This window comes from Pseudomonas sp. GQ91, assembly GCF_059758795.1.
In genome coordinates this window covers 144,005-167,995 of record NZ_JCAXED010000014.1, presented here as the reverse complement: position 1 = coordinate 167,995, position 23,991 = coordinate 144,005, and the positions used below count along the sequence as shown (strand labels likewise).

Here is a 23,991-nt window from a genome sequence, read left to right as displayed (position 1 = left end):
ACATGGGATTGAGTGTTTCCATACAGATTCACGCTGCAGTAAACAGTGCAATCACAATAATAAAGGGGCACGTCACGTGACCACGCCAGATAACGGCTTTGCAGAAATCACCAACCGCGAACTGGGCCTGCGGCGCCAGCTCACCTCCGGGCAGATGAGCATGATCGCCATCGGTGGCGCCATCGGCACCGGGGCTGTTCATGGGCAGCGCCTACGCCATCGGCTATGCCGGTCCCAGCGTGCTGGTCAGCTATGCCATCGGTGCGCTGATTACCTTGCTGCTGATGGGCTGTTTGGCGGAGATGACGGTGGCGCACTCCACTTCCGGCTCTTTTGGTGCCTACGCCGAGTTCTACATAAGCCCCTTGGCCGGTTTTCTGGTGCGGTATGCCTACTGGGCGGCGATTGTGCTGGCGGTGGGCGCCGAGGTCACGGCGGTGGCGATGTATATGAAGTACTGGTTCGCCAACGTCCCGGAATGGGTGTGGATTGTGTCGTTCTCCAGTGTGCTGATCGTGCTTAACGCCATCAGCGTCAAGACCTTCGGCACCTTTGAGTACTGGTTCTCTACGATCAAGATCAGCGCCATCGTCGGCTTCATCATCCTGGCGGTGTACGTGGTGTTTGGCTCGGGAAATCCAGAGTACGGGGTGCAGAATTACACGGCCCATGGTGGCTTTTTCCCGAATGGCCTGAGCGGTATGTGGATTGCGGTGATCGTGTCGATCTTCAGCTACTTGAGCGTGGAAATGATCGCGGTGGCCGCCGGGGAGGCGGCCGACCCCGAGCAGGCGGTGAAAAAAGCCTTCCGCGCGACCATCGTGCGCCTGGTGGTGTTTTACCTGCTGACGTTGGCGCTGATGCTGGCCATCGTGCCGTGGACCCAGGCCGGTCAAACCCAGAGCCCGTTTGTCACGGTGATGCAGACCATTGGCATTCCCGGCGCGACCGGGGTGATGAACTTCGTGATCCTGATCGCCGCGCTGTCGGCGATGAACAGTCAACTGTACATCACCACCCGCATGATGTTCAGCCTGTCCCGCGCCGGTTTTGCGCCCAAATCCATGGGGGCGTTAAGCAAGAGCGGGATCCCGCTGAACGCCTTGTTGTTGTCCAGTTCAGGTATCGCCCTGGCCACACTGCTCAACGTGGTGTACCCGGAAAGCTCGTTCACGCTGATGATGGCGATCTCGATGTTTGGCGCGATTTTCACCTGGTTCATGATCTTCCTGACGCACTTTTTCTTCCGCCGCTACCGCAAGCGCCACGGCGGGCCGAAGCTGTCATTCGAGCTGCGCTGGTTTCCCTGCAGCACACTGCTGGGGCTGGTGCTGATGGGCGCGGTGATGATCACCACCTATTTCACCGAGGCGTTCAAGATGACCCTGGTGTTCGGGGTGCCGTTCCTGGTGATCCTCTCGGCGGTGTATTACGTGTTCTTCCGCAAGGGCGCGGACAAGGCATCGAGCAACGCCTTGGCGTAACCCGGCAACTGCTCGAAGGACCGGGCGCATAACAGCAAGCTGCGACAGGCCCATTCCTCGCTCAGGGGCTGGGCCTTGAAGCCTTGTGGATGAGGCCAGCGCTGCAGTGCGGCTTGCGGCACAATTCCCAGGCCTGCCCCACGGGCGACCATGCGCATCAATCCATCAAACGCGTCGGCGCGAATCCGCGTCTGCAAGCGAAAACCGGCGTGCAGCGCCTGCTCCTCCAGGTACACCGCCAGCGCACTGTCAGCAGCCAAGCCCACATGGTCGTATTGCAGACTCTCGATGAAGCTCGCTGGCGTTGCGCTCAACGGATGCCCAAGCGGTACGATCAGCACCAGCGGATCCTCGTGAAAGTGCCGAGTCTGCAAACCGTAGGTATCTACCGCATCGGAAATGATCCCCAGGTCTGCCACGCCTTGGCGCAAGGCGTGGGTAATGCGCAGGCTCGGCAACTCTTGCAGGTCTATATCGAGGTTGGGGTGTTGGCAGAGAAAGTCCGCCAGGCGTTCCGGCAGGTATTCGCTGATGGCCGTGGTGTTACACAGCAAGCGTACCTGGCCTTTGACGCCGTTGGCGTATTCCGTCAGGTCTTGTTGCATGCGCTCGGCTTGTTGCAACAGCAGGCGCGCATGACGGGCCAGGGCCTTGCCGGCAGCGGTCGGGGTCACGCCACGGCGGCCCCGCTGGAGGAATTCGATGCCCAATGACGCTTCCATCGCGCGAATCCGTGCACTGGCGGCGGCCAGGGACAGATGGCTGCGTGCGGCCCCGGCGGTGATGTTGCCGGTGTCGAGAATGTGCAGATAGAGGCGAAGGTCGATCAGGTCAAAGTACATGGCTTGAATTCTCGGGTGCTGGGGCGGGCCTTATCGCGAGCAAGCCCGCTCCCACATTTTGATCCGCGAACATATTCCAGATGTGGGAGCGGGCTTGCTCGCGATAAGGTCATTAGCCTCATCTAAAACAAGAGGCTGCCTCAGTATATGGCGAATTTTCAACCCTGCACCCAACCCGCACAATCCCCCCATGAATACCTTCCTAGGGTTTTACCAGAACCTCGGTCCGGCCCTGACTTTACTGGTCATTGCTACCTTTGTGCTGGCTGGCGTGGTCAAAGGCGTCATCGGTCTTGGCTTGCCCACTGTCGCCATGGGCTTGCTCGGGCTGGCTATGCTCCCGCCGCAGGCTGCAGCCTTGCTGATTATTCCGTCGATGATCACCAATCTGTGGCAACTGGCGTCCGGGGGCCATTTGAGGGTGTTGATCAGGCGCCTGTGGCCCATGCTCCTGTTGATTTTTTTCGGCACGGGCCTCGGTTCTGCGTGGCTGGGCATGGAGGCTGGGCACGAGGTGGTGCGTGCATTGGGCGCAGCGTTGCTGGCGTATGCCTTGAGCGGGCTGTTTCTGCCGAGGTTGCAGGTAAAACCTGCGGTCGAGCGTTGGCTGGGACCGGTGTGCGGCCTTGTGACAGGGCTCATTACTTCGGCCACCGGTGTGTTCGTGATTCCAGCCGTGCCCTATCTGCAAGCCTTGGGTTTGAAACGCGACCAACTGGTACAGGCCCTGGGCTTGTCGTTTAGCGTTTCTACCCTGGCCCTGGCGACTGGCCTGTTCTGGCGCGGCAACCTGGGCAGTGGCGAAATCAATGCCTCACTCCTGGCGCTGGTGCCGGCTCTGCTCGGCATGTGGGTGGGGCAAAGCGTACGTCAGCGCATCAGCGCGACACGCTTCAAGCGCGTGTTCTTCATTGGGATGGCGGCGTTGGGCGGGCATTTGTTGATAAGCGGATAAGGCTGACAAGGCAACAATTGGCATTTGATTCGTGCGTTACAGTCAAATGTATTTTGCCGAGACCCGGCTTATTCAGCGCCGGGGTAATCGATAACCTGAGGCCATACATTCTTAACTTCAGGTGCGTTCCCCATGAAAAAAGTACTGTTGCTCAACGGTGGCAAGCAATTCGCCCACTCGGACGGTCGCTACAACAACACCCTGCACGATGCCGCGTTGGCGCTGCTGGATCGTGGCGGCATCGATGTAAAAGTGACCCACATCGATCAGGGTTATGACGTGGCTGAAGAAGTTGCGAAGTTTCTCTGGGCCGACGTAATCATCTATCAAATGCCTGGCTGGTGGATGGGCGCGCCGTGGATCGTCAAGAAGTACATCGATGAAGTCTTCACCGAAGGCCACGGCAGCCTGTATGCGAGCGATGGCCGCACCCGGTCCGATGCGTCGCAGAAATACGGCAGCGGTGGCCTGATCCAGGGCAAGCACTACATGCTGTCGCTGACCTGGAATGCCCCGCAGACAGCATTCGACGACCCGAGCGATTTCTTCGAAGCCAAGGGCGTGGACGCGGTGTATTTCCCGTTCCACAAGGCCAATCAATTCCTGGGCATGCGTGGCTTGCCGACCTTCCTCTGCGTGGACGTGATGAAGCGCCCGGCCATCGAAGCCGATGTGGTTCGTTACGAGCAACATCTGGCTCAAGTGTTTAACCTGAGTCTGTAACACGGCTAGTATCCCGGCAGCCGTATTAAAGAGGACTCACCTTGAAAGCCCGATCCGATGAGCTACAGATATTCGTCTGCGTCATTGAGTGCGGATCGATTTCCGCGGCCGCCGAACAGATCGGGCAAACCCCCTCGGCGGTCAGCCGCACGTTGTCGCGCCTGGAAGCCAAGCTCGACACCACGCTGATCAACCGCACCACGCGGCGCATGGACCTGACCGAAGAGGGCAAGTATTTCTTCGAGCGGGCCAAGGTGATCCTGGAGCAAATGGACGAGTTGGAGGAGCGCCTGTCTTCGCACCGGCAAACGCCTTCCGGGCGGCTGCGGATCAACGCGGCGTCACCGTTCATGCTGCATGCGATCGTGCCATACATTGCCGAATTTCGGCGCTTGTACCCGCACATCCAGTTGGAGTTGAACAGCAACGACCTGATCATCGACCTGCTGGAGCAAAGCACGGACATCGCAATCCGTATCGGTACGCTGGCGGACTCGACCCTGCACGCCCGTGCCCTGGGCTGCAGCCCGTTGCATATCCTGGCCAGCCCTGCCTACCTGGAACAGCACGGCACGCCGACCACGGTGGCCGATCTGGCTGACCACATGCTGTTGGGCTTTACCCAGACCGAAACCCTCAACCATTGGCCGCTGCGTCATCCGGAGGGCGATCGTTGGCTGATCCAGCCAGGCCTTGCCGCTTCCAGCGGTGAAACCCTGCGCCAGTTGGCACTGCAAGGGCAGGGCGTAGCCTGCCTGTCGCATTTCATGACCAACGAAGACATTCAGACCGGGCGCCTGCAGGTGGTCCTGGAACAGTTCAACAGCGGCTATCGCCAGCCGATCAACGCCGTGTACTACCGTAACTCACAGCTTGCCCTGCGCATTCAGTGCTTTTTGGACTTCATCCAGGACAAGCTGGCCCGTTACGCGTGCTGACGGAAGCGATCAGCAACGCTAGCCCCGCTTCGCTCAATTCCGTACCATCCGCCCCTCATTTTCCGCGACGCCCCGGTAATCCATGAAACTCACTCGTCTGCGCACCGACGCCTTGGCCGGACTCACCACGTCTTTCGCGTTGCTGCCCGAATGCATCGCCTTCGCCCTGGTGGCCCATCTCAATCCGTTGATGGGGCTCTACGGCGCATTCATCATCTGCACCCTGACTGCCTTGTTCGGCGGTCGGCCAGGCATGGTTTCCGGTGCAGCGGGGTCGATGGCGGTGGTGATCGTCGCGCTGGTGGTGCAACACGGCGTGGAGTATTTGTTGGCCACGGTGTTGCTGGGCGGCTTGATCATGGTCGCCTTCGGCCTGCTGCGCCTGGGCAAGCTTGTACGCATGGTGCCGCACCCGGTGATGCTGGGTTTCGTCAATGGCCTGGCGATCATCATCGCCCTGGCCCAGCTTGAACACTTCAAGCACGGCGAAACCTGGCTCAGCGGCACAGCGTTGTATGTGATGACCGGGCTGGTGATTGCGACCATGGCTATCGTCTATCTGCTGCCACGCCTGACCCGGGCGGTGCCGCCGGCCTTGGTGGCGATCCTTGGCGTAGGGTTGGCGGTGTATCTGCTGGGCCTGCCCACGCGGACCTTGGGCGATATGGCGCATATCGCCGGCGGCCTGCCGAGCTTTGCCTTGCCGCAGATTCCGTGGACCCTGGAAACCCTCGGCATCATCGCGCCTTATGCGTTCCTGATGGCCATGGTCGGTTTGCTGGAAACCCTGCTGACCCTCAATCTCACCGACGAAATCACCGAGAGCCGTGGATTCCCGGACCGCGAAAGCGTGGCGCTGGGCACCGCCAACATGGTCTCCGGAGTGTTCGGCGGGATGGGCGGTTGCGCGATGATCGGGCAGACGGTGATCAACCTCAGTTCCGGTGGGCGCGGACGATTCTCCGGGGTGTTTGCCGGGGTCATGATCCTGTTGTTTATCCTGTTTCTGTCGCCGCTGATCGAACGAATTCCACTGGCTGCACTGGTCGGGGTGATGTTTGTGGTGTCCCAGCAGACTTTCGCCTGGGCGTCGCTGCGGGTGATCAACAAGGTACCGCTGAACGACGTGCTGGTGATTATCGCGGTGACCGTGATCACGGTCTTCACCGACCTGGCCACTGCGGTGCTCTGCGGGATTGTAATCGCGGCGCTCAATTTTGCCTGGCAACAGGCCCGCGAGCTTTACGCCGACGAGCATCTGGAAGCCGACGGCAGCAAGCTCTATCGGCTGCACGGTACCTTGTTCTTTGCCTCGACCACGCCGTTCCTCAATCAGTTCGACCCGGCCAATGACCCGGAGCAGGTGACCCTGGATTGTCGGCACCTGAGTTTTGTCGACTACTCAGCCATCGCCGCGCTGATGACCCTGCGTGAGCGTTACACCAAGGCTGGCAAGCATCTGCGGGTGCTGCACCTGTCAGAGCGCTGCAAGAAACTGCTCAAGCGCGCACGGGTGGGTCACGACTAGCCACGACTCCCGTTCAACCGGGAGCATGGTTACCGTTGTGGCGAGGGGGCTTGTCCCCCGTTGCGCTGCGCAGCAGCGCCCAATGAACTCGAAGCATTTCTTCTGACAGTACTCGGTGGCTGGTTTTAGGGCTGCTGCGCAGCCCAACGGGGGACAAGCCCCCTCGCCACAGGACAAGCCCCCTCGCCACAGGACAAGCTCCATTTACCATAAGGGTTGCATCAAGGCTGGCAGGCGCGCAGGCACATGTGAGTCAGGGGCGGACGAGGTTTTCCAGTTCCTCGGCGCGGGTCTGGGTCATGTCCAGCAGGCATCCGGAGCCGTTGACCTGATCGATGCTGCCGCCCGATGCGGAGCCGGCAAACGCACAATTGGCATCCCGGTACTTGATCCACAGGCGCTGCACGTCCTGCAGTTGCTGTTTGCGTGCACCCTCCTGAGCGGCCATCGCGGCCTTGTACGCGCTGTTCAGCCGCTTGTCCTGAACCTTGGTTTCACTGGTATTGCAGCCGACCATCGCGACCGTGGTGTTGGCGTTGTCCATGCATTTTTGCAGCGTCGGACTGCTGTCGGCGGCTGACGCGGTGCCGCACAAGGCCAGCAATAGCGCGCTGATGGCGAGGGTTTGAGCTTTCATGGGCTGCTTATCCTGAGGGTGATTCGGTTGCAGTGTATGACCTGGTATCGGCATTCGAGTTTCCTCTGGCGGGCCAATCCGCATGTAAGAACGAACCCCTGATTTTCATCGTGTGCCTGCAGGCATATCCCAGCGCGACAGCACGTGCCTGTTGGCGAAAATTACTTTCATAAAATTTGAAAGTGTTCCTCGGTAATGATTTATGAGTTTCACAACCTATTCGACGTGACCCTTTCCGAGGAGTACCGCATGGCCGCATCACCGGGCTTCTGGTTATTGGCATACGCTGCCATCGCCATCATTGCATTGATCGTGCTGATCGCACGTTATCGGCTCAACTCGTTTATCGTCATCACCCTGGTGTCCATTGGCCTGGCGCTGCTGGCCGGGATGCCGGCGGATACGATCATGGGGTCCTACGAGGCCGGCGTCGGCAAGACCCTGGGGCATATCGCGCTGGTGGTGGCCCTGGGCACCATGCTCGGCAAGATGATGGCCGAGTCCGGTGGCGCCGAGCAGGTCGCACGTACGCTGATCGACCGCTTCGGTGAGCGCAACGCCCATTGGGCGATGGTGTGCATCGCATTCCTGGTGGGGCTGCCGTTGTTTTTCGAAGTCGGTTTCGTGCTGCTGGTACCGATTGCGTTTACCGTGGCCCGGCGTGTCGGCGTGTCGATCCTGATGGTCGGCCTGCCAATGGTCGCCGGTTTGTCGGTGGTGCATGCGTTGGTGCCGCCGCACCCGGCCGCGATGATGGCCGTGCTGGCCTATAACGCTTCGGTCGGGCAAACCGTGCTCTATGCGATCCTGATCGGTATTCCGACCGCGATCATTGCCGGCCCGGTGTATGCAAAATTCATCGTGCCACGCATCCACCTGCCCGCCGAGAACCCGCTGGAACGTCAGTTCATCGACCGTGAGCCGCGCACCCGCCTGCCGAGTTTTGCCCTGACCATGGGCACCATCCTGTTGCCGGTGGTGTTGATGATGATTGGTGGTTGGGCCAACTTGATCTCCACACCCGGCACGGCCTTCAACCAGTTCCTGTTGTTTATCGGCAACTCGGTGATCGCCTTGCTGGTGGCGACGTTGGTGAGCTTCTGGACGCTGGGCCTGGCACAAGGCTTCAATCGCGAATCGATCCTCAAGTTCACCAATGAATGCCTGGCGCCGACCGCCAGCATTACTTTGCTGGTGGGCGCTGGAGGAGGGCTCAACCGGATTCTGGTGGATGCGGGCGTCACCCATGAAATTCTCGGCCTGGCCAACGCCTTCAACTTGTCGCCGCTGGTGATGGGCTGGCTGTTTGCGGCATTGATGCGTATCGCCACGGGGTCAGCGACGGTGGCCATGACCACCGCTTCAGGCGTCGTCGCGCCCGTTGCCCTGGGCCTGGGTTATCCACACCCGGAACTGCTGGTGCTGGCGACCGGTGCTGGCTCGGTAATCTTTTCCCACGTCAATGACGGCGGCTTCTGGCTGATCAAGGAATACTTCAATATGACGGTGATCCAGACCTTCAAGACCTGGACCGTGCTGGAGACCCTGATTTCCCTGGTCGCGTTCGGTCTGACTTATGCTCTGTCCTGCCTGCTGTAACCCGGAGACCGCATGGATATCCTCTACCAGATCCGCGCCCGTCAGGATTCGTTCAGCGCCGGCGAAGGGCGTATCGCCAAGCTGATGCTCGAGGATGTCGGCTTCGCCGCGTCCGCCAGCCTGGAAGCGTTGTCCCAGCGGGCCGAGGTCAGTACCGCCACCCTGTCGCGCTTTGCCCGCAGTGTCGGCTGCCGTGACTTGCGCGACCTGCGACTGCAATTGGCCCAGGCCAGTGGCGTCGGCAGTCGTTTTCTGGACCCGGCGGGCCTGCCTGAACAGTCGGCGTTTCATCGGCAAATCCTCGGTGATATCGAATTGACCTTGCGCCAGCATCTGTCGGGCTTCCAGCAGAGCAGCTTTGTCGACGCCGTGAGACTGCTGGGCAAGGCGCAGATGATTCATGCATTCGGCATGGGCGGACCCTCGAGCCTGTGCAGCGAGGAGTTGCAGGTGCGTCTGGTGCGTCTGGGATATCCGATTGCCGCTTGCCACGACCCGGTGATGATGCGCGTAACGGCCGCCACCCTGGGACCGGAACATGTGTTGATGGTGTGCTCCCTGACAGGCCTCACGCCTGAGTTGCTGGGGGTGGTGGAACTGGCCAGCAACTACGGCGCGCGGATTATCGCCATCACCCTCGCCGATTCGCCGCTGGCGCACTTGGCGGATGTGGTGCTGGCGCTGCAACCGGCCGAAACCAGTTTTATCTACAAACCCACCGCAGCGCGTTACGGCATGCTGCTGGCGATTGACGTGCTCGCCACCGAACTGGCGCTGGTCAAGCCGGACGACAACCAGGAACGCCTGCGCCGGATCAAGCTGGCCCTGGACGATTATCGCGGCGGCGCCGATTGCCTGCCGCTGGGAGACTGAGATGAAGTACCACACGCTGATCCGCAACGCGCAGGTGATTGATGGCAGCAACGCGCCGGCTTATGTCGCCGATGTGGCGTTGCTGGATGGGCGCATCGCAAAGATCGGCGACCTGTCAGGCGCCAGCGCCGGGCATGAGTTCGACGCCGCCGGACAGGTGCTCGCCCCCGGCTTTATCGACGTTCATACCCACGATGACAGCGTGGTGATCCGGCAGCCACAGATGCTGCCCAAACTCAGCCAGGGGGTGACCACGGTCATCGTCGGCAACTGCGGCATCAGCGCCTCGCCGGTGAGTCTGCGGGGTGATCCACCCGACCCGATGAACTTGCTGGGCAGCGCCGAGGCGTTCGTCTATCCGCGTTTTGTCGACTACCGTGTCGCGGTGCAAAACGCTCGGCCAGCGCTGAATGTCGCGGCCCTGATCGGCCACACGGCGTTGCGCAGCAACCATATGGACGACCTGCAGCGCAGCGCGACGCCCGGCGAAATCGCCGCGATGCGTGAGCAATTGCACGAAAGCCTGGAGGCCGGCGCCCTGGGCTTGTCCACCGGCCTGGCCTACGCCAGCGCCTATAGCGCGGAAACGGATGAAGTGCTGCAACTGAGCGAAGAGCTGACGGCGTATGGCGCGGTGTACACCACCCATTTGCGCAGCGAATTTGAACCGGTGCTGGAGGCCATGGACGAAGCCTTCCTGATCGGTCGCCATGCCCGGGTGCCGGTGATCATCTCCCACCTCAAGTGCGCCGGCGCGGGTAATTGGGGGCGCAGCCCGCAGTTGCTGGCGTCGTTGGAACAGGCGGCGAAGAGCCATCCGGTGGGCTGCGATTGCTATCCCTACGCGGCGAGTTCCTCGACCCTGGACCTCAAACAAGTCACCGACGCCTTCCGAATTACCATTACATGGTCGACGCCGCACCCGGACATGGGGGGCCGGGACCTGCAGGACATCGCGGCGCAATGGAACCTGCCGCTGATCGACACCGCCCGCCGCCTGCAGCCGGCGGGGGCGGTGTATTACGGGATGGATGAGGCCGATGTACAACGGATCCTCGCGCATCCGTTGTCGATGGTCGGTTCGGACGGCCTGCCAGAGGACCCATTCCCTCATCCGCGGTTGTGGGGCGCATTCCCTCGGGTGCTCGGGCATTTCAGCCGGGACCTGGGACTGTTCCCGCTGCACACCGCGGTACACAAAATGACCGGGTTGTCGGCGGCGCGGTTTGGCTTGTCGCTACGGGGTGAGATCCGCGAAGGGTACTGGGCTGACCTGGTGCTGTTTGATCCGCTACGGGTGAGGGATGTGGCTGACTTCAAAGACCCCCAGCGCGCCGCCGAAGGGATCGACGGCGTGTGGATCAACGGGGTGTTGAGTTACCGCGATGGTCAGGCGAACGATCAGCGGGCGGGGCGTTTTTTGCTACGCAGCGGGGATTTGCGAGAGGGCTTCAAGACTCTATAGTGGCGGCTCACGAACAGGGAGCCACCAGCATGCACTTAGGAAGAGTCATCCCCATCCTGCGGATCTTCGACGAGACCAAGGCCCTGGAGTTCTATGTCGATTTCCTGGGGTTCAAGGTCGAGTGGCAACATCGGTTCGAGACGAACTACCCGTTGTACCTGCAAGTGTCGTCGGGAACGTGTGTGTTGCACTTGTCCGAACATCATGGCGATGCTTCGCCGGGCGCAGCGGTGCGGATTCAGATTGAAGGTATTGCGACGTACCAGCAGCAATTGCTGGCCAAGGATTATCGCTATGCGAAGCCTGAGGTCGAAGAAACGGCCTGGGGCACGCGGGAAATGAGCATCAAGGATCCGTTCGGCAACCGTGTGGTATTCGTCGAAGAGATGGCGGATTGAGTCCGCCGTCTGCGGAAAAATGCAGGCAATAAAAAACCGCCTTAGTAGGGCGGTTTTTTATTGCAATCCCAGTTTTCGGCTGAGTTTGCATACTCGCAGGAAACAACGACCTGAGGCCAATACTACTGTCGCGCTACGCGACGTGCAAGATGGGGCGATGAGCGTTGGTCGATTTTTTGAGGCTTGTTCAGTCGACATTTCTGCAAATAATGGCAACAGATTTTAAGGCGCCAGAGAGGACGTTTGGCCCGATCCTGTAACACCTCCCAACCGGATGCCGAGTTAGTATCTTCCCCGTTCTGCGTTCGTTGTTATGTAAGGGAGCTGGGTTTTCGCGCGAGTTCTGGACCGACCGCCACGGGCTTGTAATCCGTGCCGGAGTCATGCGGAAGGACCATCAACCTGGCCACCTCACAGGAAACAACGACCTGAGTCCGAAGGCCCACGTGTTCCGGTAAGTGTGCTGGAGGTAAGGCCCAACGCTTGGAGGGCCGAGTATGTCTAAGTTTGCACGACGTACGTGGGACCTCGTAGTGAATTCCCTGCGTGTCTATCACGTGTGGAAATTCCTGCGGGACAGCTTTGATGACCGCTAAGGTCTGATACGCGGGAGCCGCCCCGGTTTTAGCCGAGGCGGCTTTTTTGCGCCAGGGTATCTACACCCGGAAATGGCTGACCATTTGCTGCAACTGACCGCCCAGGCGCGCCAGTTCGACACTCGACTTGGCTGTCTCGTCGCTGGCGGTGGCGGTCTGTTCCGACACATCACGCACGTTGACGATACTGCGGCTGATTTCTTCGGCCACGGCGCTTTGCTCTTCGGCTGCGGCGGCAATCTGCTGGTTCATCGACTGGATGTTCGACACCGTGCGGGTGATGTTCTCCAGTGACACGCCGGCCTTGCGAGTCAGCTCGACGCTGCTGTCGGTGAGGCTGCGACTGTTGTTCATCACGCTGGCCACTTGCTGGGTGCCGTTCTGCAAACCGGCGACCAGGCCTTCGATTTCCTCGGTGGATTTCTGCGTGCGCTGGGCCAGGCCACGGACCTCGTCGGCGACCACCGCAAAACCACGACCGGCTTCCCCGGCGCGGGCGGCTTCGATGGCGGCGTTGAGCGCCAACAGGTTGGTCTGTTCGGCCACGGCCTTGATCACGTCCATTACGCTGCCGATCTTGTTGCTCTCTTGTTGCAGGTGCGCCATGGCGTCGGTGGAACGTGCCACTTCCTCGGCCAGACGTTCGATCTGGGCGATGGCTTCGGCCACCACCTTGTCGCCTGCGCGGGCTTCGCCGTCGGCGTCCGAGGCGGCTCGGGAGGCTTGCTCGGCATTGCGCGCCACTTCTTGCACGGTGGCGGTCATCTCGTGCATCGCGGTCGCCACTTGATCGGTCTCGATCTTTTGACTGTTGACCCCGGCGCTGGTCTGTTCGGTCACGGCCGAAAGCTCTTCGGCGGCGCTGGCGATCTGGGTCACACCGTCGCGGATGCCGGCGATCAGCTCGCGCAAGGTGGTGCCCATACGCTGGATGCCTTGTTGCAATACGCCCAGCTCGTCACGACGCGTGACCTGGATGTTATGGCTCAAGTCACCGGACGCGATGCGTTCGACCACGGCAAGGGTCTCTTGCAGCGGACGGGTAATCTGCCGGGTGATGATCACGGCGGCGATGACGCCCACCAGCAGCGCCAGGAGTGTGCTGATCAATTGCAGGCTGCGGGCCTGGGCGCTTTCGGCGTCGCGACGTTGCAGTTGAATGGCATACAGCGCTTCGCTGCGCGAAACAATATCTGCGCCCTGCACGGTCATTTCCTGGCGGGCCAGGACGATATTGGCGTTGGCGGCCTTGTACGCCTGCACCGCGCTGCGATAGGCGCCGAGGGCGTTTTCCAGGGTGGTCAGTTCGGTGCGCTGAGTGGCGCCGAATACGCTGCTCAACGCTTTCAAACCGTTGATCGCAGTCTCGACCTGCGCCGCGGCGCGCGCTTCGGTGTCCGGGTTGACGTTGCTGGTGTAGCCGCGTACTTCATAACGGGCCAGCAGCAACTGTTCCTTGGCCCGGGTGATGGCCTCGAACTGGGCAAAACGCTCGGTACTGTCGGGCAGCTGGCGTACGTTACGCTCCAGTGTACTGATCGCCGCGTTGGCGGCTTTGGCACGGTCGCCCATGGTTTGGCGCGCGGCATTGCCGTTACGGTAAGCCTCGCGCATTTTGTTCAGCGACTGCTGGTAAGCAGTGATGATGCTTTTCTGCTCGTTGAGCAACTTGAGATTTTCCGGGCTCTTGAAGCTATTGAGCAATTTTTGCTGCTGGGCGGAAAACTCGTCGAGACTGGCTTGCACGTTCTGCGCCACGCTTTCGTCGCCATTGGCCAGCATGTATTGCAGGCGCACGATGCGTAATTTGGTCAGAGAGGCGTTGAGCTGGGTGATGTCGCTCATCCAGTTGCTGCGGTCGATCAGGCCCCCGAGGCTGGTCCAGCCGGTGAGGGCCAGAATCGAGGTAAGGGCCAGCACCAGGCCAAAGCCCAGGCCGAGTTTCAGGTTGACGCTAAGGTTGGCGAACCAATTGTTCATCGAATGCCTCCAGGCACGCAGTTATTTCATTATCGGCACTGGAAGGTTGTCGTTATTGGAGGCCAGTACAGCGGTGTAGAGCGTTATCGGCTAGAACGCCTTCAACTGAAGTAAATTTTCAATATGGCTGGATTTTCTGGACAGATGCCTGAAAAAACTCGCGCACTACACCGATCATTGCGCAACGAAACGGGGATTCAAGGCGCCTTCAGGCTGGCCAGGGCCGCCTTGCCTTGCGCCGACAACACGGGCTCCAGCTGCGCCCAGGTGAAACTCAGCTCATTGTCGCAACCGTCGCCGTAGGAGGGCGTTGAGAGCTGCAAGCCTTGAGTGTTGAAGCTCAGGTCGAATCTCGAGTAGCTGCTGATGGCCGGGCAGCCCTCGTCCACGCTGGCCTGCTTTTCCAGCCAGGCACTGAAGGCGGGCGACAGTTTGACCTGTGCGGAGTAGGGGTCATCCCACGCCTGGCGACTGCCGACCCAGCGCCATGGATCGACGCGTTCACCGGTTTGCAGGTCCCAGGAGTGCAAGCCCCAACTGATGCCGCTGCGCCCATAGCCGGCGGTCCAGCGATAGAACTTGACGGTGATCCAGCGGGACGACCAGTAAATGGGCTCTACCTCGATTTCGCTGGTGTGGGCGGAACCGTTGCGGCCCAGATACTCGCGCCGTTCGCGGAAGAACTCGGCCTGGCCCTCGGGGCTGACGGCCAGCTGCGCCAGGTGCTGGTTGATCTTCTGCATCGCCCGGCCCGCACCCTCCAGCTTGAGGGTGACCTCGGCGCCTTGGGTCTTTACCTGGTAGCGATGCGCGCCAAAGGTTCTTTTTTCCACCTTGGCGGGTAGCGGTGCTGATTCCATCGGCCGGTTATAGGCGTCACTGCCACACCCTTGGGCGTCAGTTCGTGTCAGCACTAACGGCAGCGGCTCGCCGCCTGAGGGCTTGGTCCAGGTTCCCGTCAGTCTGTTCTCCTGAGGCGTGTTCAGTTGCCAGGACCCACTGTTGCCTTCCTCCACCCATGGCTCGCCGGCTTGCTCACGGCTCAATTGGATCGGCGTCAGAAAACGCGTGTAGTAGTAACTGCCGTTGCTGTCGGGAGACGCATTGAAACAGGCAGTGATCGACGCTTTGCCAAGAGTGCCGCTCCACACACCGGCAAGGTCGGCCGGCGCCGCATCGGCATAGCTCGCAGCGCCCGCGAAGGCCAGGACAGCCAAGGGTTTGAACATGAGATCGGACTTCCAGTTGTCTGACGGGCATTCATGATAGCCGATGCTCAGCGGCGCGCGATTGGCCTGCTCGACGGGGCTGAAGTGGTCGGTTGCGAACGGGTTGAAGACCCTACCATTGCACGGTCCCGAACCGGTTTCGGTTTTTCTGCAGGAGAGTGCAATGGGTAATGATCAACAGAGCGTGATCGTGCGAGCGCTTCAGCCCGACGACTATGAGCGGTGGCTGGCATTGTGGCTGGCTTATCAAGACTTCTATGAAGTCACGCTGGAAGAGGCTGTATCACAGTCTACGTTCAGTCGTTTTCTCGATCCGGATGAGCCGGTTTCTGGTTTCGTGGCGGCCCAGGGCGAGGATCTGGTGGGGTTGGTCAATGCCGTCCTGCATCGCTCAACCTGGACAGTCGCCGACTACTGCTACCTGGAGGACCTGTATGTGGCGCCCACCGTCCGTGGCAGCGGGAGCGGCAAAATGCTAATCGAACAGGTGCGCGACTTTGCTCGGCAACACGGATGTTCGCGCCTGTATTGGCACACCCATCAAACCAATAAGCGCGCACAAAAGCTCTACAACTGGGTGGCCGAGGATTCGGGTTTCATCGAGTACCGCATGACGTTGTAACCCGCACTCGCTCCACACCGCCGACATTGGACATGGACATATCGGCGGTGCCGAACAAAGATGTGGGGTTTGGCGTGCCGTCTTTTTCATGCCTGGCAAACTACATGACTCACAACCTCGAGCTGGACACGCTCAAGATTCGTCTCGCCGAGCCGAAAATAGCCGCACTGGATTTACGCGTGCGTGTGCAGCGCGTGCTGCGCCAACTGATCCTGGAAGGCATCCTTGCGCCCGGCAGCCGCCTGCCGGCGACTCGCACGCTTGCACGCTCGCTGGGCATTTCTCGGGACACCGTTGAGATTGCCTATGTGCAGTTGCAACTGGACGGCTATCTCTGTCGGCGTGAAGGCTCGGGTAGCTTCGTTTCCGAAAAGATCGGGCCTGGTCTGCGGGGCGTGCGCCAGCATAAACCGGTGCCCGTGAACTTGGCCGCGACGCTCAGTACCCGCGGTGCGGATATTCTCGCCAGTGGCGGTGTCAGCGACCAGCAAGTAGTCAAGGCCTTTGCCACGGGCCTGCCTGAAACCCGTACCTTTCCCGTCGGAATCTGGGAGCGCTTGCACCGCCATACGTTGAAGGATTACCCGCCAGGCCTGCTGTTGCACGGCGACCCGCAAGGCGCCGAACCGCTGCGCCAGGCCATCGCGCATTATCTGAACCTGGAGCGGGGTGCCCGAGTGACGCCTGATCAGGTGCTGGTGTTGTCCAGTACACGCCAGGCTCTCTATTTGTGTGCCCAAGTGTTGGTGGATGCCGGCCAGCCGATCCTGATGGAAGACCCCGGCTACTTCGGTGCGCGCAAGGCGTTCGAGATGGCCCAGCTCAAGGTTGTGCCGGTTCCGGTGGATGATCAAGGCGTGTGTATCGATCAACTGCGTGCCGACCGCAGCGGCGCCAATACCGTGTACGTCACGCCGTCCCATCAATATCCCACCGGTGCGACCCTCGCCCTGGAGCGACGCCTTGAACTGACCGCCTGGGCCGCCGAGCGTCAAGGCTGGATTATCGAGGACGATTACGACAGCCAGTTTCACTACGAGGGCTTGCCGACTGCCTGCGTGCAGGGGCTGGACCGTTACCAGCGCACGCTTTACCTGGGTACGTTCAGCAAGTCGCTGTACCCCGGTTTGCGCATGGGGTTCATGGTGTTGCCGCCGGACCTGGTCAAACCCATGACCTATGCGCGCAGCATCCTCGATGGGCACACCCCGCAGCTCGCCCAACTGACGTTGGCGCGCTTCATGAGCGACGGCCATTTCGGCAGCCATATCCGTGCGATGCGCACCATCTACGGAGAGCGCCGCGATGCGATGGCGCAGGCCGTCCGGCGCCACTTGAGCGCTATCGTCACTGCCAGTTTGCCGCCGGGTGGCTTGCAGCTCCCCTGTTTGCTGAAGGAGGGGTGGACAGAACTCGAGACCCTTCGGCAAGCGGCGCGGGTGGGTATCCAGTTACCAGGTCTTAGTCGTCTCTACGCCAAGCCACCCGCTACGGGAGGCTGGCTATTGGGTTTTTCGGCGCTGACGCCCACTGAAATCGAGGCGGCGACCCGGACGCTGGCCAAGGCGCTTCGATAATCTCAAGTGGTCTGGCATGGCGCGAGGAAGTGGACTGAAAGGGGGGGCCATCGAGGGTTAGCCTTGGCGCCCTCAATCCTCTCAGTCAAGGACGCCTCCATGAGCCAATCAGCTACAAAACTGCGCCTCACCGACTTCATCTCCCCCGGCATCAGCGCGTTCATTTCGGTAATCGTCAACTACGCCGGGACCTTCATCCTGGTGTTCCAGGCCGCACAATTGGCGCAACTCAGTGCGGCGCAAACCGCTTCATGGGTCTGGTCGGTGAGCATCGGGGTGGGTGTGACCGGGGCGTGGCTGAGTTACCGCTATCGGGCGCCGATCATCACGGCCTGGTCGACACCGGGCGTGGCCTTTTTGGCAACGGTCATGCCCTTTACGCCTTATGCTGAAGTGCTCGGTGCTTATATCATGTGCGCCGCAGGCTTTGTGGTGCTGGGTCTGTGCGGCGCTTTTGAACGGTTGGTGCGGTTGATCCCGGGCGGAATTGCCGCAGGTTTGCTGGCAGGCATTCTGTTGCAGTTTGGTGTGGCGGCGTTTGGCGGTGCCAGCGCCGATCCAGTGTTAGTGATCATCCTGGTGGTGTCTTACGCGGTATTGCGGCGCTTCACTTCGCGCTATGCGATGGTCGGGATTCTGTTGATTGGCTTGGCATTGCTCATCAGTCAGCAGCGAGTCGATTTGAGCGGCGTCGAGCTGCAACTGGCGGCGCCGGTTCTGCAAATACCACACTTTTCCGTCGCCGCATTGCTCGGCGTCGCGTTACCGCTGTTTGTGATCACCCTGACGGGGCAATACATCCCAGGCATGCTGGTGCTGCGCAATGATGGCTTCAGCACCAGTGCCAACCCGATCATCACCGTCACCGGTCTGGGATCGCTCATCATGGCGCCGTTCGGTGCGCATGCGTTCAACATCGCAGCGATCACGGCGGCGATCTGCACGGGCCGCGACGCCCACGAAGATCCGTCCAAACGCTATATCGCCGGGCTGGTGTGCGGTGCGCTATACATCACTGTCGGCGTCTTTGGGGTCACGCTCGCAACGTTGTTCATGGTTCTACCACGTGCCTTTATCACTACGTTGGCGGGCCTGGCCTTGCTCGGTGCAATCGGCTCGAGCCTGGCCAGTGCGATGGCCGACACGCATACGCGGGAAACGGCGTTGATTACCTTTCTGGCGACCGCCGCCAATGTCACCTTGCTAGGAGTAGGCGGTGCGTTTTGGGGGTTAGTGGTGGGGTTGTTGGTGCATGGGTTGATTCATGGTGGGCGTAAGGCCGATGCGAGGGTGGTGTAGTGGCGTACGGGTTGGCCCTGAATATGCCGTGTTCGTCGTCGAACCCACTACGCTGAAACGTTTCTCCCACGCTTGCGTTAGCAAATAGATCTGATTACAGTCGAGCGTAATCAGGCCAGCCGACACCGCGGTGTCGCAAGAGCCAACGGACAAAAATAATAAATACCGGGGTCGCCATGTACCTTGAACCCACTGCAGTTCCCCTGCTCGAAATGCGCGATATTTCCAAGACCTTCAACGGCTTGCGCGTATTGAAAAGTGTCGGCTTGAAAGTCTATCCAGGTGAAATTCACGCCTTGATGGGGGAAAACGGCGCCGGCAAATCGACGCTGATGAAAATCCTTTCCGGCGCCTATCAGGCAGATGATGGCGGCGAAATCCGCATCAACGGCCAGCCCGTCGCCCACTATCATCCCGGTACCGCAAAAGACCTCGGCATCGCCGTGATCTATCAAGAACTGAGCCTGTGCCCGAACCTCAGCGTGGCCGAGAATATTTATCTGGGGCGTGAATTACGTCGTGGGTGGACCATCGACCGCAAGGGCATGGAGGGCGGTTGCCTCGAGGTGCTGGCGCGCTTGGGCGCTGAGTTCACGCCATCCACTCGCGTGGGCGCATTGTCGATTGCCGAGCGCCAATTGGTGGAAATCGCCCGCGCGTTGCATGCCGAGGCAAAAATCCTGGTGATGGACGAGCCCACTACGCCGCTGTCGTCGCGCGAGACCGACCGCCTGTTCGCCTTGATCAAACAGCTGCGCGGCCAGGGGCTGGCGATTATCTACATCAGTCATCGCATGGCCGAGATCTATGAACTGTCAGACCGTGTTTCGGTGTTGCGCGATGGTGAATACGTCGGCGAATTGGCCCGGGACGTGCTGTCTGCCGAGGTGCTGGTGAAGATGATGGTAGGGCGCGACCTGTCCGGGTTCTACAAGAAGGAGCACGCGGCCTACGACCCGGGGGCGGTGGTGATGCGGGTGCGCGACATGGCCGACGGCAAGCGCGTGAAGCCGTGCAGTTTCGAGCTGCATGCCGGTGAAGTGCTGGGCATCGCCGGGCTGGTGGGCGCTGGCCGTACTGAATTGGCGCGGCTGATTTTTGCCGCCGACCCACGTACTGGCGGCACCCTGGAGGTGGCGGGCAAACCCGTGACGCCGTTGCGCAACCCGACCGATGCGATCCGTGCCGGCGTGGTTTACCTCACCGAGGACCGCAAGGCCCAAGGGCTGTTCCTCGACATGAGTGTGGCCGACAACATCAACATCTGCGCCTGCGTCCCGGACGCTCGCGCCGGCGGGGTGCTTGACCGGCGCCAGGGCGCGCGGCGCGCCACGGGGGCTATCGAATCGCTGTCGATCCGTGTGGCCTCGGGCAAGGTCAATGTCGGCGCGCTGTCCGGTGGCAACCAGCAGAAAGTCTTGCTGGCGCGTCTGTTGGAGATCAAGCCGCACGTGCTGATCCTCGATGAGCCCACCCGGGGCGTGGACATCGGTTCCAAATCGGAAATCTATCGAATCATCAATCAATTGGCGCAGGCGGGCGTGGGCATCGTGGTGATTTCCAGCGAACTGCCGGAAATCATCGGCACCTGCGACCGGGTGCTGATCATGCGCGAAGGCCAGTTGGTGGCGCAGTTGGGCGGAGCCTGCGGCCATGAGATTTCCCAGGAAGCCATTATCGACCTCGCCACCGGTGGCGAGCAGGTGGCCGCTCATGGCTGACCCCAAGACTTTGGAGAGCAATGCGATGACCGTAGACACCCTTGCAACTGTGGCCAAGCGCGAGCGTATTCGCGAACTGATGCGCACCGTCGGCATGCTGCCGGTATTGGTGCTGTTACTGGTGGGCTTTGCCCTGGCCAGCGAAAACTTTCTCACGCTGCAGAATCTGTCGATCATCAGCCAGCAGGCGTCGGTGAATGTGGTCCTGGCGGCGGGCATGACCTTTGTGATCCTGACGGCCGGTATCGATTTGTCGGTGGGGGCGATTCTTGCCGCGTCTGCCGTGGTAGCGCTGCAAACCTCGATGTCACCGCAATACGGCATGCTGGGGATTGTCGCCGGGGTCGGCTTCGGCCTGTTGCTGGGCCTGGTCAACGGCGGATTGATCGCCTTCCTGCGGCTGCCCCCGTTTATCGTCACCCTTGGTGCGCTGACGGCCATGCGTGGTTTGGCGCGGTTGTTGGCCGACGACAAAACCGTATTCAACCCGGACTTGCCGTTCGCCTTTATCGGCAATGACTCGATTCTCGGTGTGCCGTGGCTGGTCGTGATCGCGGTGGCGGTGATCATCCTGTCGTGGTTCATCCTGCGGCGCACGGTGATGGGCGTGCAGATCTACTCGGTGGGCGGCAACCCGGAAGCGGCGCGCCTTTCTGGCATCAAGGTGTGGAAGGTGCTGCTCTTCGTCTACGCCATGTCCGGTGCACTGGCCGGCCTGGGCGCGGTGATGAGTGCGTCGCGCCTGTTCGCCGCCAACGGTTTGCAACTGGGACAGTCCTACGAGTTGGATGCGATTGCCGCCGTGATCCTCGGCGGCACCAGTTTTGTCGGCGGTGTCGGCACCATCGCCGGTACCTTGATTGGTGCACTGATCATCGCGGTGCTGACCAATGGCCTGGTGCTGCTTGGGGTCTCGGATATCTGGCAGTACATCATCAAGGGCATCGTGATCATTGGCGCCGTGGCGCTGGATCGTTATCGCCAATCCGGCACGCGGACCTGATTTCTCAACAACAATCACAAGAGAGTCGTCATGAACTTCAAACGTATCTTCCCTGTTGTCGCTTCCCTGAGCCTGGCTGTGCTGATGTCCCAAGCCGTGCAGGCACGTGAACTCAAAGCCCTGGGGATCAGCATGGGGTCGCTGGGCAATCCCTATTTCGTCACGCTCGCCGACGGTGCCACGGCGCGGGCCAAGGCGTTGAACCCGGACGTCAAGGTGACGTCGGTCTCGGCTGATTACGACCTGAGCAAGCAGTTCTCGCAGATCGATAACTTTATCTCGTCCAAGGTCGACCTGATATTGCTGAACGCCGTCGACCCGTCGGCCATGGCGTCGGCGATCAAGAAAGCCCGGAATGCCGGGATCGTGGTAGTGGCGGTGGACGTCGACGCCAAGGGCGTGAACGCCACGGTGCAGACCGATAACGTTGAGGCCGGCAAGTTGGCCTGTCAGTTCATCGTCGACAAACTGGCGGGCAAAGGTAACGTGATCATCCAGAACGGCCCGCAAGTCACGGCGGTCACTGATCGGGTCAAGGGTTGCAAGGCCGCCCTGGCCGGTGCGCCGCAGATCAAAGTACTGTCCGACGATCAGGACGGCAAAGGTTCCCGTGAAGGCGGCTTGAATGTGATGCAGGGTTACCTGACACGCTTCCCGCAGATCGATGGACTGTTCGCCATCAACGATCCACAGGCCATTGGCAGCGATCTGGCTGCCCGGCAGTTGAAGCGCGGCGGCATCGTCATTACCTCAGTGGACGGCGCGCCGGACATCGAGAATTCGCTCAAGTCCGAGTCGCTGATCCAGGCTTCTTCCAGCCAGGACCCGTGGGCCATGGCGCAGAAGGCGGTCGACATTGGCAACGACTTGCTCAATGACAAGCCACCGGCCGAAGCCGTGACCCTGCTCGCGCCAAAATTGATCACGCGCGATAACGTCGCGGCTTACAACGGCTGGTCGAGTAAGCGTTGATGCCGGATTGGAGCGTATCGGCATGAGCCGTCCCATCTCTCTGGGCATCGACCTTGGCACTTCGGAACTCAAGGCCATTCTGCTCGAGGAGAGCGGCCAGGTCGTGGCCCATGCCGGTGCGCGCCTGAGCGTCTCGAGGCGGCACAGCGGCTGGTCCGAGCAGCATCCCGAGGACTGGTGGCAAGCGTGTCTGCAGGTGCTCGATCAATTGCGTCTCGAGCAGCCAGAAGCCTTTGCCCGGATAGGGTGTATTGGCCTTTCCGGGCAGATGCATGGGGCGGTGCTGCTGGGGGATGATGATCGCGTGCTGTACCCGGCCATGCTCTGGGATGACTCGCGGGCCGTAGCCTGCGCCGAAGCATTGGCGCGCGACTACCCGGACTTTGCCGAGATCACCGGCAGCGTGCCGATGGCCGGGCTGACCGCCCCCAAGTTGCTGTGGCTGCAACACCATGAGCCGCAGGTTTTCAGCGCCATCGATTGCGTGCTGTCACCCAAGGATTATCTGCGCCTGCGCCTGAGCGGCGAACGCCTCAGCGACGTCTCGGATGCCGCCGGGACCTTGTGGCTGGACGTTGCCAGGCGAACCTGGTTCGAGCCCATGCTGCGGGCAACCGGGCTGAGCCTCTCGCACATGCCCGGACTGGTGGAGGGCGGGGCGCCCGGCAGCGTCCTCGACAGCCGTGCGGCGATCCGCCTGGGTTTGCCCGCAGGCCTGGTCATTGCCGGAGGCGGTGGGGACAACCCGGTGGCGGCGGTCGGTATTGGTGCGATCAATGCGGGTGACGGATTTATCACCTTGGGCACCAGCGCGGCCATCGTCGCGATCACTGATCATGCCGCGAGCAATCCCGCCAGTGCGGTGCACAGCTTTTGCCACGCATTGCCCGAGCGCTGGTACACCATGGGCGCCATGCTCGCGGGCGCCAGTTGCCTGCGCTGGGTCACACGCCTGAGCGGAATCGCCGATGAGCAGACACTGCTGGAACACGTGGAGGCAGCAGTCCCGCTCGAGCAAACTATTGCGCTCTCTCTCCCGCTGTTCCTGCCTTACCTGGCCGGTGAGCGCACGCCGCACAATGATCCGCTGTTACGCGGTGGCTTCATGAACCTGGGCCACGACTGCACCCCGGCGATGCTCGGTTATGCGGTGATGGAAGGTGTCGGTTTCGGCCTGCTCGATGCCCTGCATGCAGTGCAATCGGCCGGCGCCTCGGTACAGGCCTGCGCCTTGGTGGGCGGCGGCGCTCGCAGCGCGTATTGGGCCCAGTTACTGGCGAATATTCTGGAGCGGGACATCTACACCTTGCATGGCAGTGAATTGAGCGCGTGTATCGGTGCGGCGAAGCTGGGGTTTGTTGCGAGCGGGCGGGGGAGCGCATTGTTACAGAGTGGCATGCCGATCAAGGCGCGGTATGTACCGGATGCCAGGCAGCGTGCCGCATTGCGGGCGCGTCATGCCTTGTTCCGGGGGTTGTTGCCGGCAGCCCGGGCGCTGCATGGGTGATGTCCCAGGTTGCCTGAATGATGAGTGATATGAGGAGAAAATG

General features: G+C 61.0%; 18 protein-coding genes and 3 pseudogenes. 16 read left to right on the top strand and 5 right to left on the bottom strand.

All coding sequences use genetic code 11. The features are described from left to right. Window positions 1–76 precede the first annotated feature (76 nt). Window positions 77–1,484: pseudogene (locus tag AC6CIA_RS20905) on the top strand (amino acid permease). Here the strand turns inward: AC6CIA_RS20905 and AC6CIA_RS20900 are convergent. Beyond that, complete coding sequence (locus AC6CIA_RS20900; protein WP_498314753.1) at window positions 1,430–2,326, bottom strand: LysR substrate-binding domain-containing protein; 897 nt, start codon at window positions 2,324–2,326, stop codon at window positions 1,430–1,432. The pseudogene AC6CIA_RS20905 and the gene AC6CIA_RS20900 overlap by 55 nt on opposite strands. Window positions 2,327–2,516: 190 nt before the next feature. Here AC6CIA_RS20900 and AC6CIA_RS20895 point away from each other — a divergent pair, with 190 nt between their 5' ends. The 4 genes from AC6CIA_RS20895 to AC6CIA_RS20880 all read left to right on the top strand — a co-directional run bounded on the left by AC6CIA_RS20895 (window position 2,517) and on the right by AC6CIA_RS20880 (window position 6,470). Continuing rightward, entirely contained in the window at window positions 2,517–3,281 is a 765-nt protein-coding gene (locus tag AC6CIA_RS20895) for a sulfite exporter TauE/SafE family protein (protein ID WP_498314751.1), read from the top strand. Window positions 3,282–3,413: 132 nt separating this feature from the next. Continuing rightward, on the top strand, window positions 3,414–4,004 hold the full coding sequence (mdaB, locus tag AC6CIA_RS20890) for an NADPH:quinone oxidoreductase MdaB (RefSeq protein WP_498314749.1): 591 nt from the start codon (window positions 3,414–3,416) through the stop codon (window positions 4,002–4,004). Between the two features lie 41 nt (window positions 4,005–4,045). Then, window positions 4,046–4,942, top strand: coding sequence for a LysR substrate-binding domain-containing protein (locus tag AC6CIA_RS20885; RefSeq protein WP_498314747.1), 897 nt, complete (start codon window positions 4,046–4,048; stop codon window positions 4,940–4,942). 82 nt (window positions 4,943–5,024) lie between these two features. Further along, window positions 5,025–6,470 carry a SulP family inorganic anion transporter gene (locus tag AC6CIA_RS20880; RefSeq protein WP_498314745.1) on the top strand — a complete coding sequence of 482 codons (1,446 nt, stop codon included), beginning with the start codon at window positions 5,025–5,027 and terminating at the stop codon, window positions 6,468–6,470. 253 nt (window positions 6,471–6,723) lie between these two features. Here the strand turns inward: AC6CIA_RS20880 and AC6CIA_RS20875 are convergent, their stop codons facing one another. Next, window positions 6,724–7,107: a lysozyme inhibitor LprI family protein gene (locus AC6CIA_RS20875; RefSeq protein ID WP_498314744.1), complete on the bottom strand. Its 384-nt coding sequence runs from the start codon at window positions 7,105–7,107 to the stop codon at window positions 6,724–6,726. A gap of 195 nt (window positions 7,108–7,302) precedes the next feature. On the opposite strand from AC6CIA_RS20875, the gene AC6CIA_RS20870 reads away from it, so the two are divergent. Genes AC6CIA_RS20870 through AC6CIA_RS20855 form a run of 4 tightly spaced genes read left to right on the top strand, consistent with a single transcriptional unit; the run spans window position 7,303 to window position 11,442 of the window. Further along, window positions 7,303–8,706: a GntT/GntP/DsdX family permease gene (locus AC6CIA_RS20870; protein WP_498314742.1), complete on the top strand. Its 1,404-nt coding sequence runs from the start codon at window positions 7,303–7,305 to the stop codon at window positions 8,704–8,706. 12 nt (window positions 8,707–8,718) lie between these two features. After that, the gene (locus tag AC6CIA_RS20865; protein ID WP_498314740.1) at window positions 8,719–9,579 is read left to right on the top strand and encodes a MurR/RpiR family transcriptional regulator; all 861 of its coding nucleotides are present in this window, start codon (window positions 8,719–8,721) and stop codon (window positions 9,577–9,579) included. A 1-nt stretch (window position 9,580) separates the two neighbouring features. Then, window positions 9,581–11,044, top strand: a complete 1,464-nt coding sequence (locus AC6CIA_RS20860; protein ID WP_498314738.1) for an N-acyl-D-amino-acid deacylase family protein — start codon at window positions 9,581–9,583, stop codon at window positions 11,042–11,044. After that, window positions 11,044–11,442, top strand: coding sequence for a glyoxalase superfamily protein (locus tag AC6CIA_RS20855; RefSeq protein ID WP_498314736.1), 399 nt, complete (start codon window positions 11,044–11,046; stop codon window positions 11,440–11,442). Before AC6CIA_RS20860 ends, AC6CIA_RS20855 begins: the two co-directional genes overlap by 1 nt. 656 nt (window positions 11,443–12,098) lie before the next feature. Here AC6CIA_RS20855 and AC6CIA_RS20850 read toward each other — a convergent pair. From AC6CIA_RS20850 to AC6CIA_RS20840, 3 genes and pseudogenes are all read right to left on the bottom strand, one after another. Beyond that, window positions 12,099–12,695, bottom strand: a pseudogene (locus AC6CIA_RS20850) (methyl-accepting chemotaxis protein); the annotation flags it as partial. 258 nt (window positions 12,696–12,953) lie between these two features. After that, window positions 12,954–14,018, bottom strand: a pseudogene (locus tag AC6CIA_RS20845) (methyl-accepting chemotaxis protein); the annotation flags it as partial. A gap of 197 nt (window positions 14,019–14,215) precedes the next feature. Beyond that, on the bottom strand, window positions 14,216–15,247 hold the full coding sequence (locus tag AC6CIA_RS20840) for a hypothetical protein (RefSeq protein ID WP_498314735.1): 1,032 nt from the start codon (window positions 15,245–15,247) through the stop codon (window positions 14,216–14,218). Between the two features lie 163 nt (window positions 15,248–15,410). Here AC6CIA_RS20840 and AC6CIA_RS20835 point away from each other — a divergent pair, with 163 nt between their 5' ends. The 7 genes from AC6CIA_RS20835 to xylB all read left to right on the top strand — a co-directional run bounded on the left by AC6CIA_RS20835 (window position 15,411) and on the right by xylB (window position 23,948). After that, complete coding sequence (locus AC6CIA_RS20835; protein WP_498314733.1) at window positions 15,411–15,869, top strand: GNAT family N-acetyltransferase; 459 nt, start codon at window positions 15,411–15,413, stop codon at window positions 15,867–15,869. Between the two features lie 104 nt (window positions 15,870–15,973). Continuing rightward, window positions 15,974–17,446: a MocR-like pyridoxine biosynthesis transcription factor PdxR gene (pdxR, locus tag AC6CIA_RS20830; RefSeq protein ID WP_498314731.1), complete on the top strand. Its 1,473-nt coding sequence runs from the start codon at window positions 15,974–15,976 to the stop codon at window positions 17,444–17,446. Between the two features lie 99 nt (window positions 17,447–17,545). Next, a complete protein-coding gene (locus AC6CIA_RS20825) occupies window positions 17,546–18,745 on the top strand; it encodes a benzoate/H(+) symporter BenE family transporter (RefSeq protein WP_498314729.1) in 1,200 nt (399 codons plus the stop codon). Between the two features lie 176 nt (window positions 18,746–18,921). Beyond that, window positions 18,922–20,466, top strand: coding sequence for a sugar ABC transporter ATP-binding protein (locus tag AC6CIA_RS20820; RefSeq protein ID WP_498314727.1), 1,545 nt, complete (start codon window positions 18,922–18,924; stop codon window positions 20,464–20,466). A gap of 25 nt (window positions 20,467–20,491) precedes the next feature. Then, the gene (locus AC6CIA_RS20815; protein WP_084379120.1) at window positions 20,492–21,469 is read left to right on the top strand and encodes an ABC transporter permease subunit; all 978 of its coding nucleotides are present in this window, start codon (window positions 20,492–20,494) and stop codon (window positions 21,467–21,469) included. A 30-nt stretch (window positions 21,470–21,499) separates the two neighbouring features. Further along, a complete protein-coding gene (locus AC6CIA_RS20810) occupies window positions 21,500–22,441 on the top strand; it encodes an ABC transporter substrate-binding protein (protein WP_339531087.1) in 942 nt (313 codons plus the stop codon). Between the two features lie 22 nt (window positions 22,442–22,463). Next, window positions 22,464–23,948 carry a xylulokinase gene (xylB, locus tag AC6CIA_RS20805; protein WP_498314725.1) on the top strand — a complete coding sequence of 495 codons (1,485 nt, stop codon included), beginning with the start codon at window positions 22,464–22,466 and terminating at the stop codon, window positions 23,946–23,948. The last annotated feature ends 43 nt before the right edge of the window (window positions 23,949–23,991 follow it).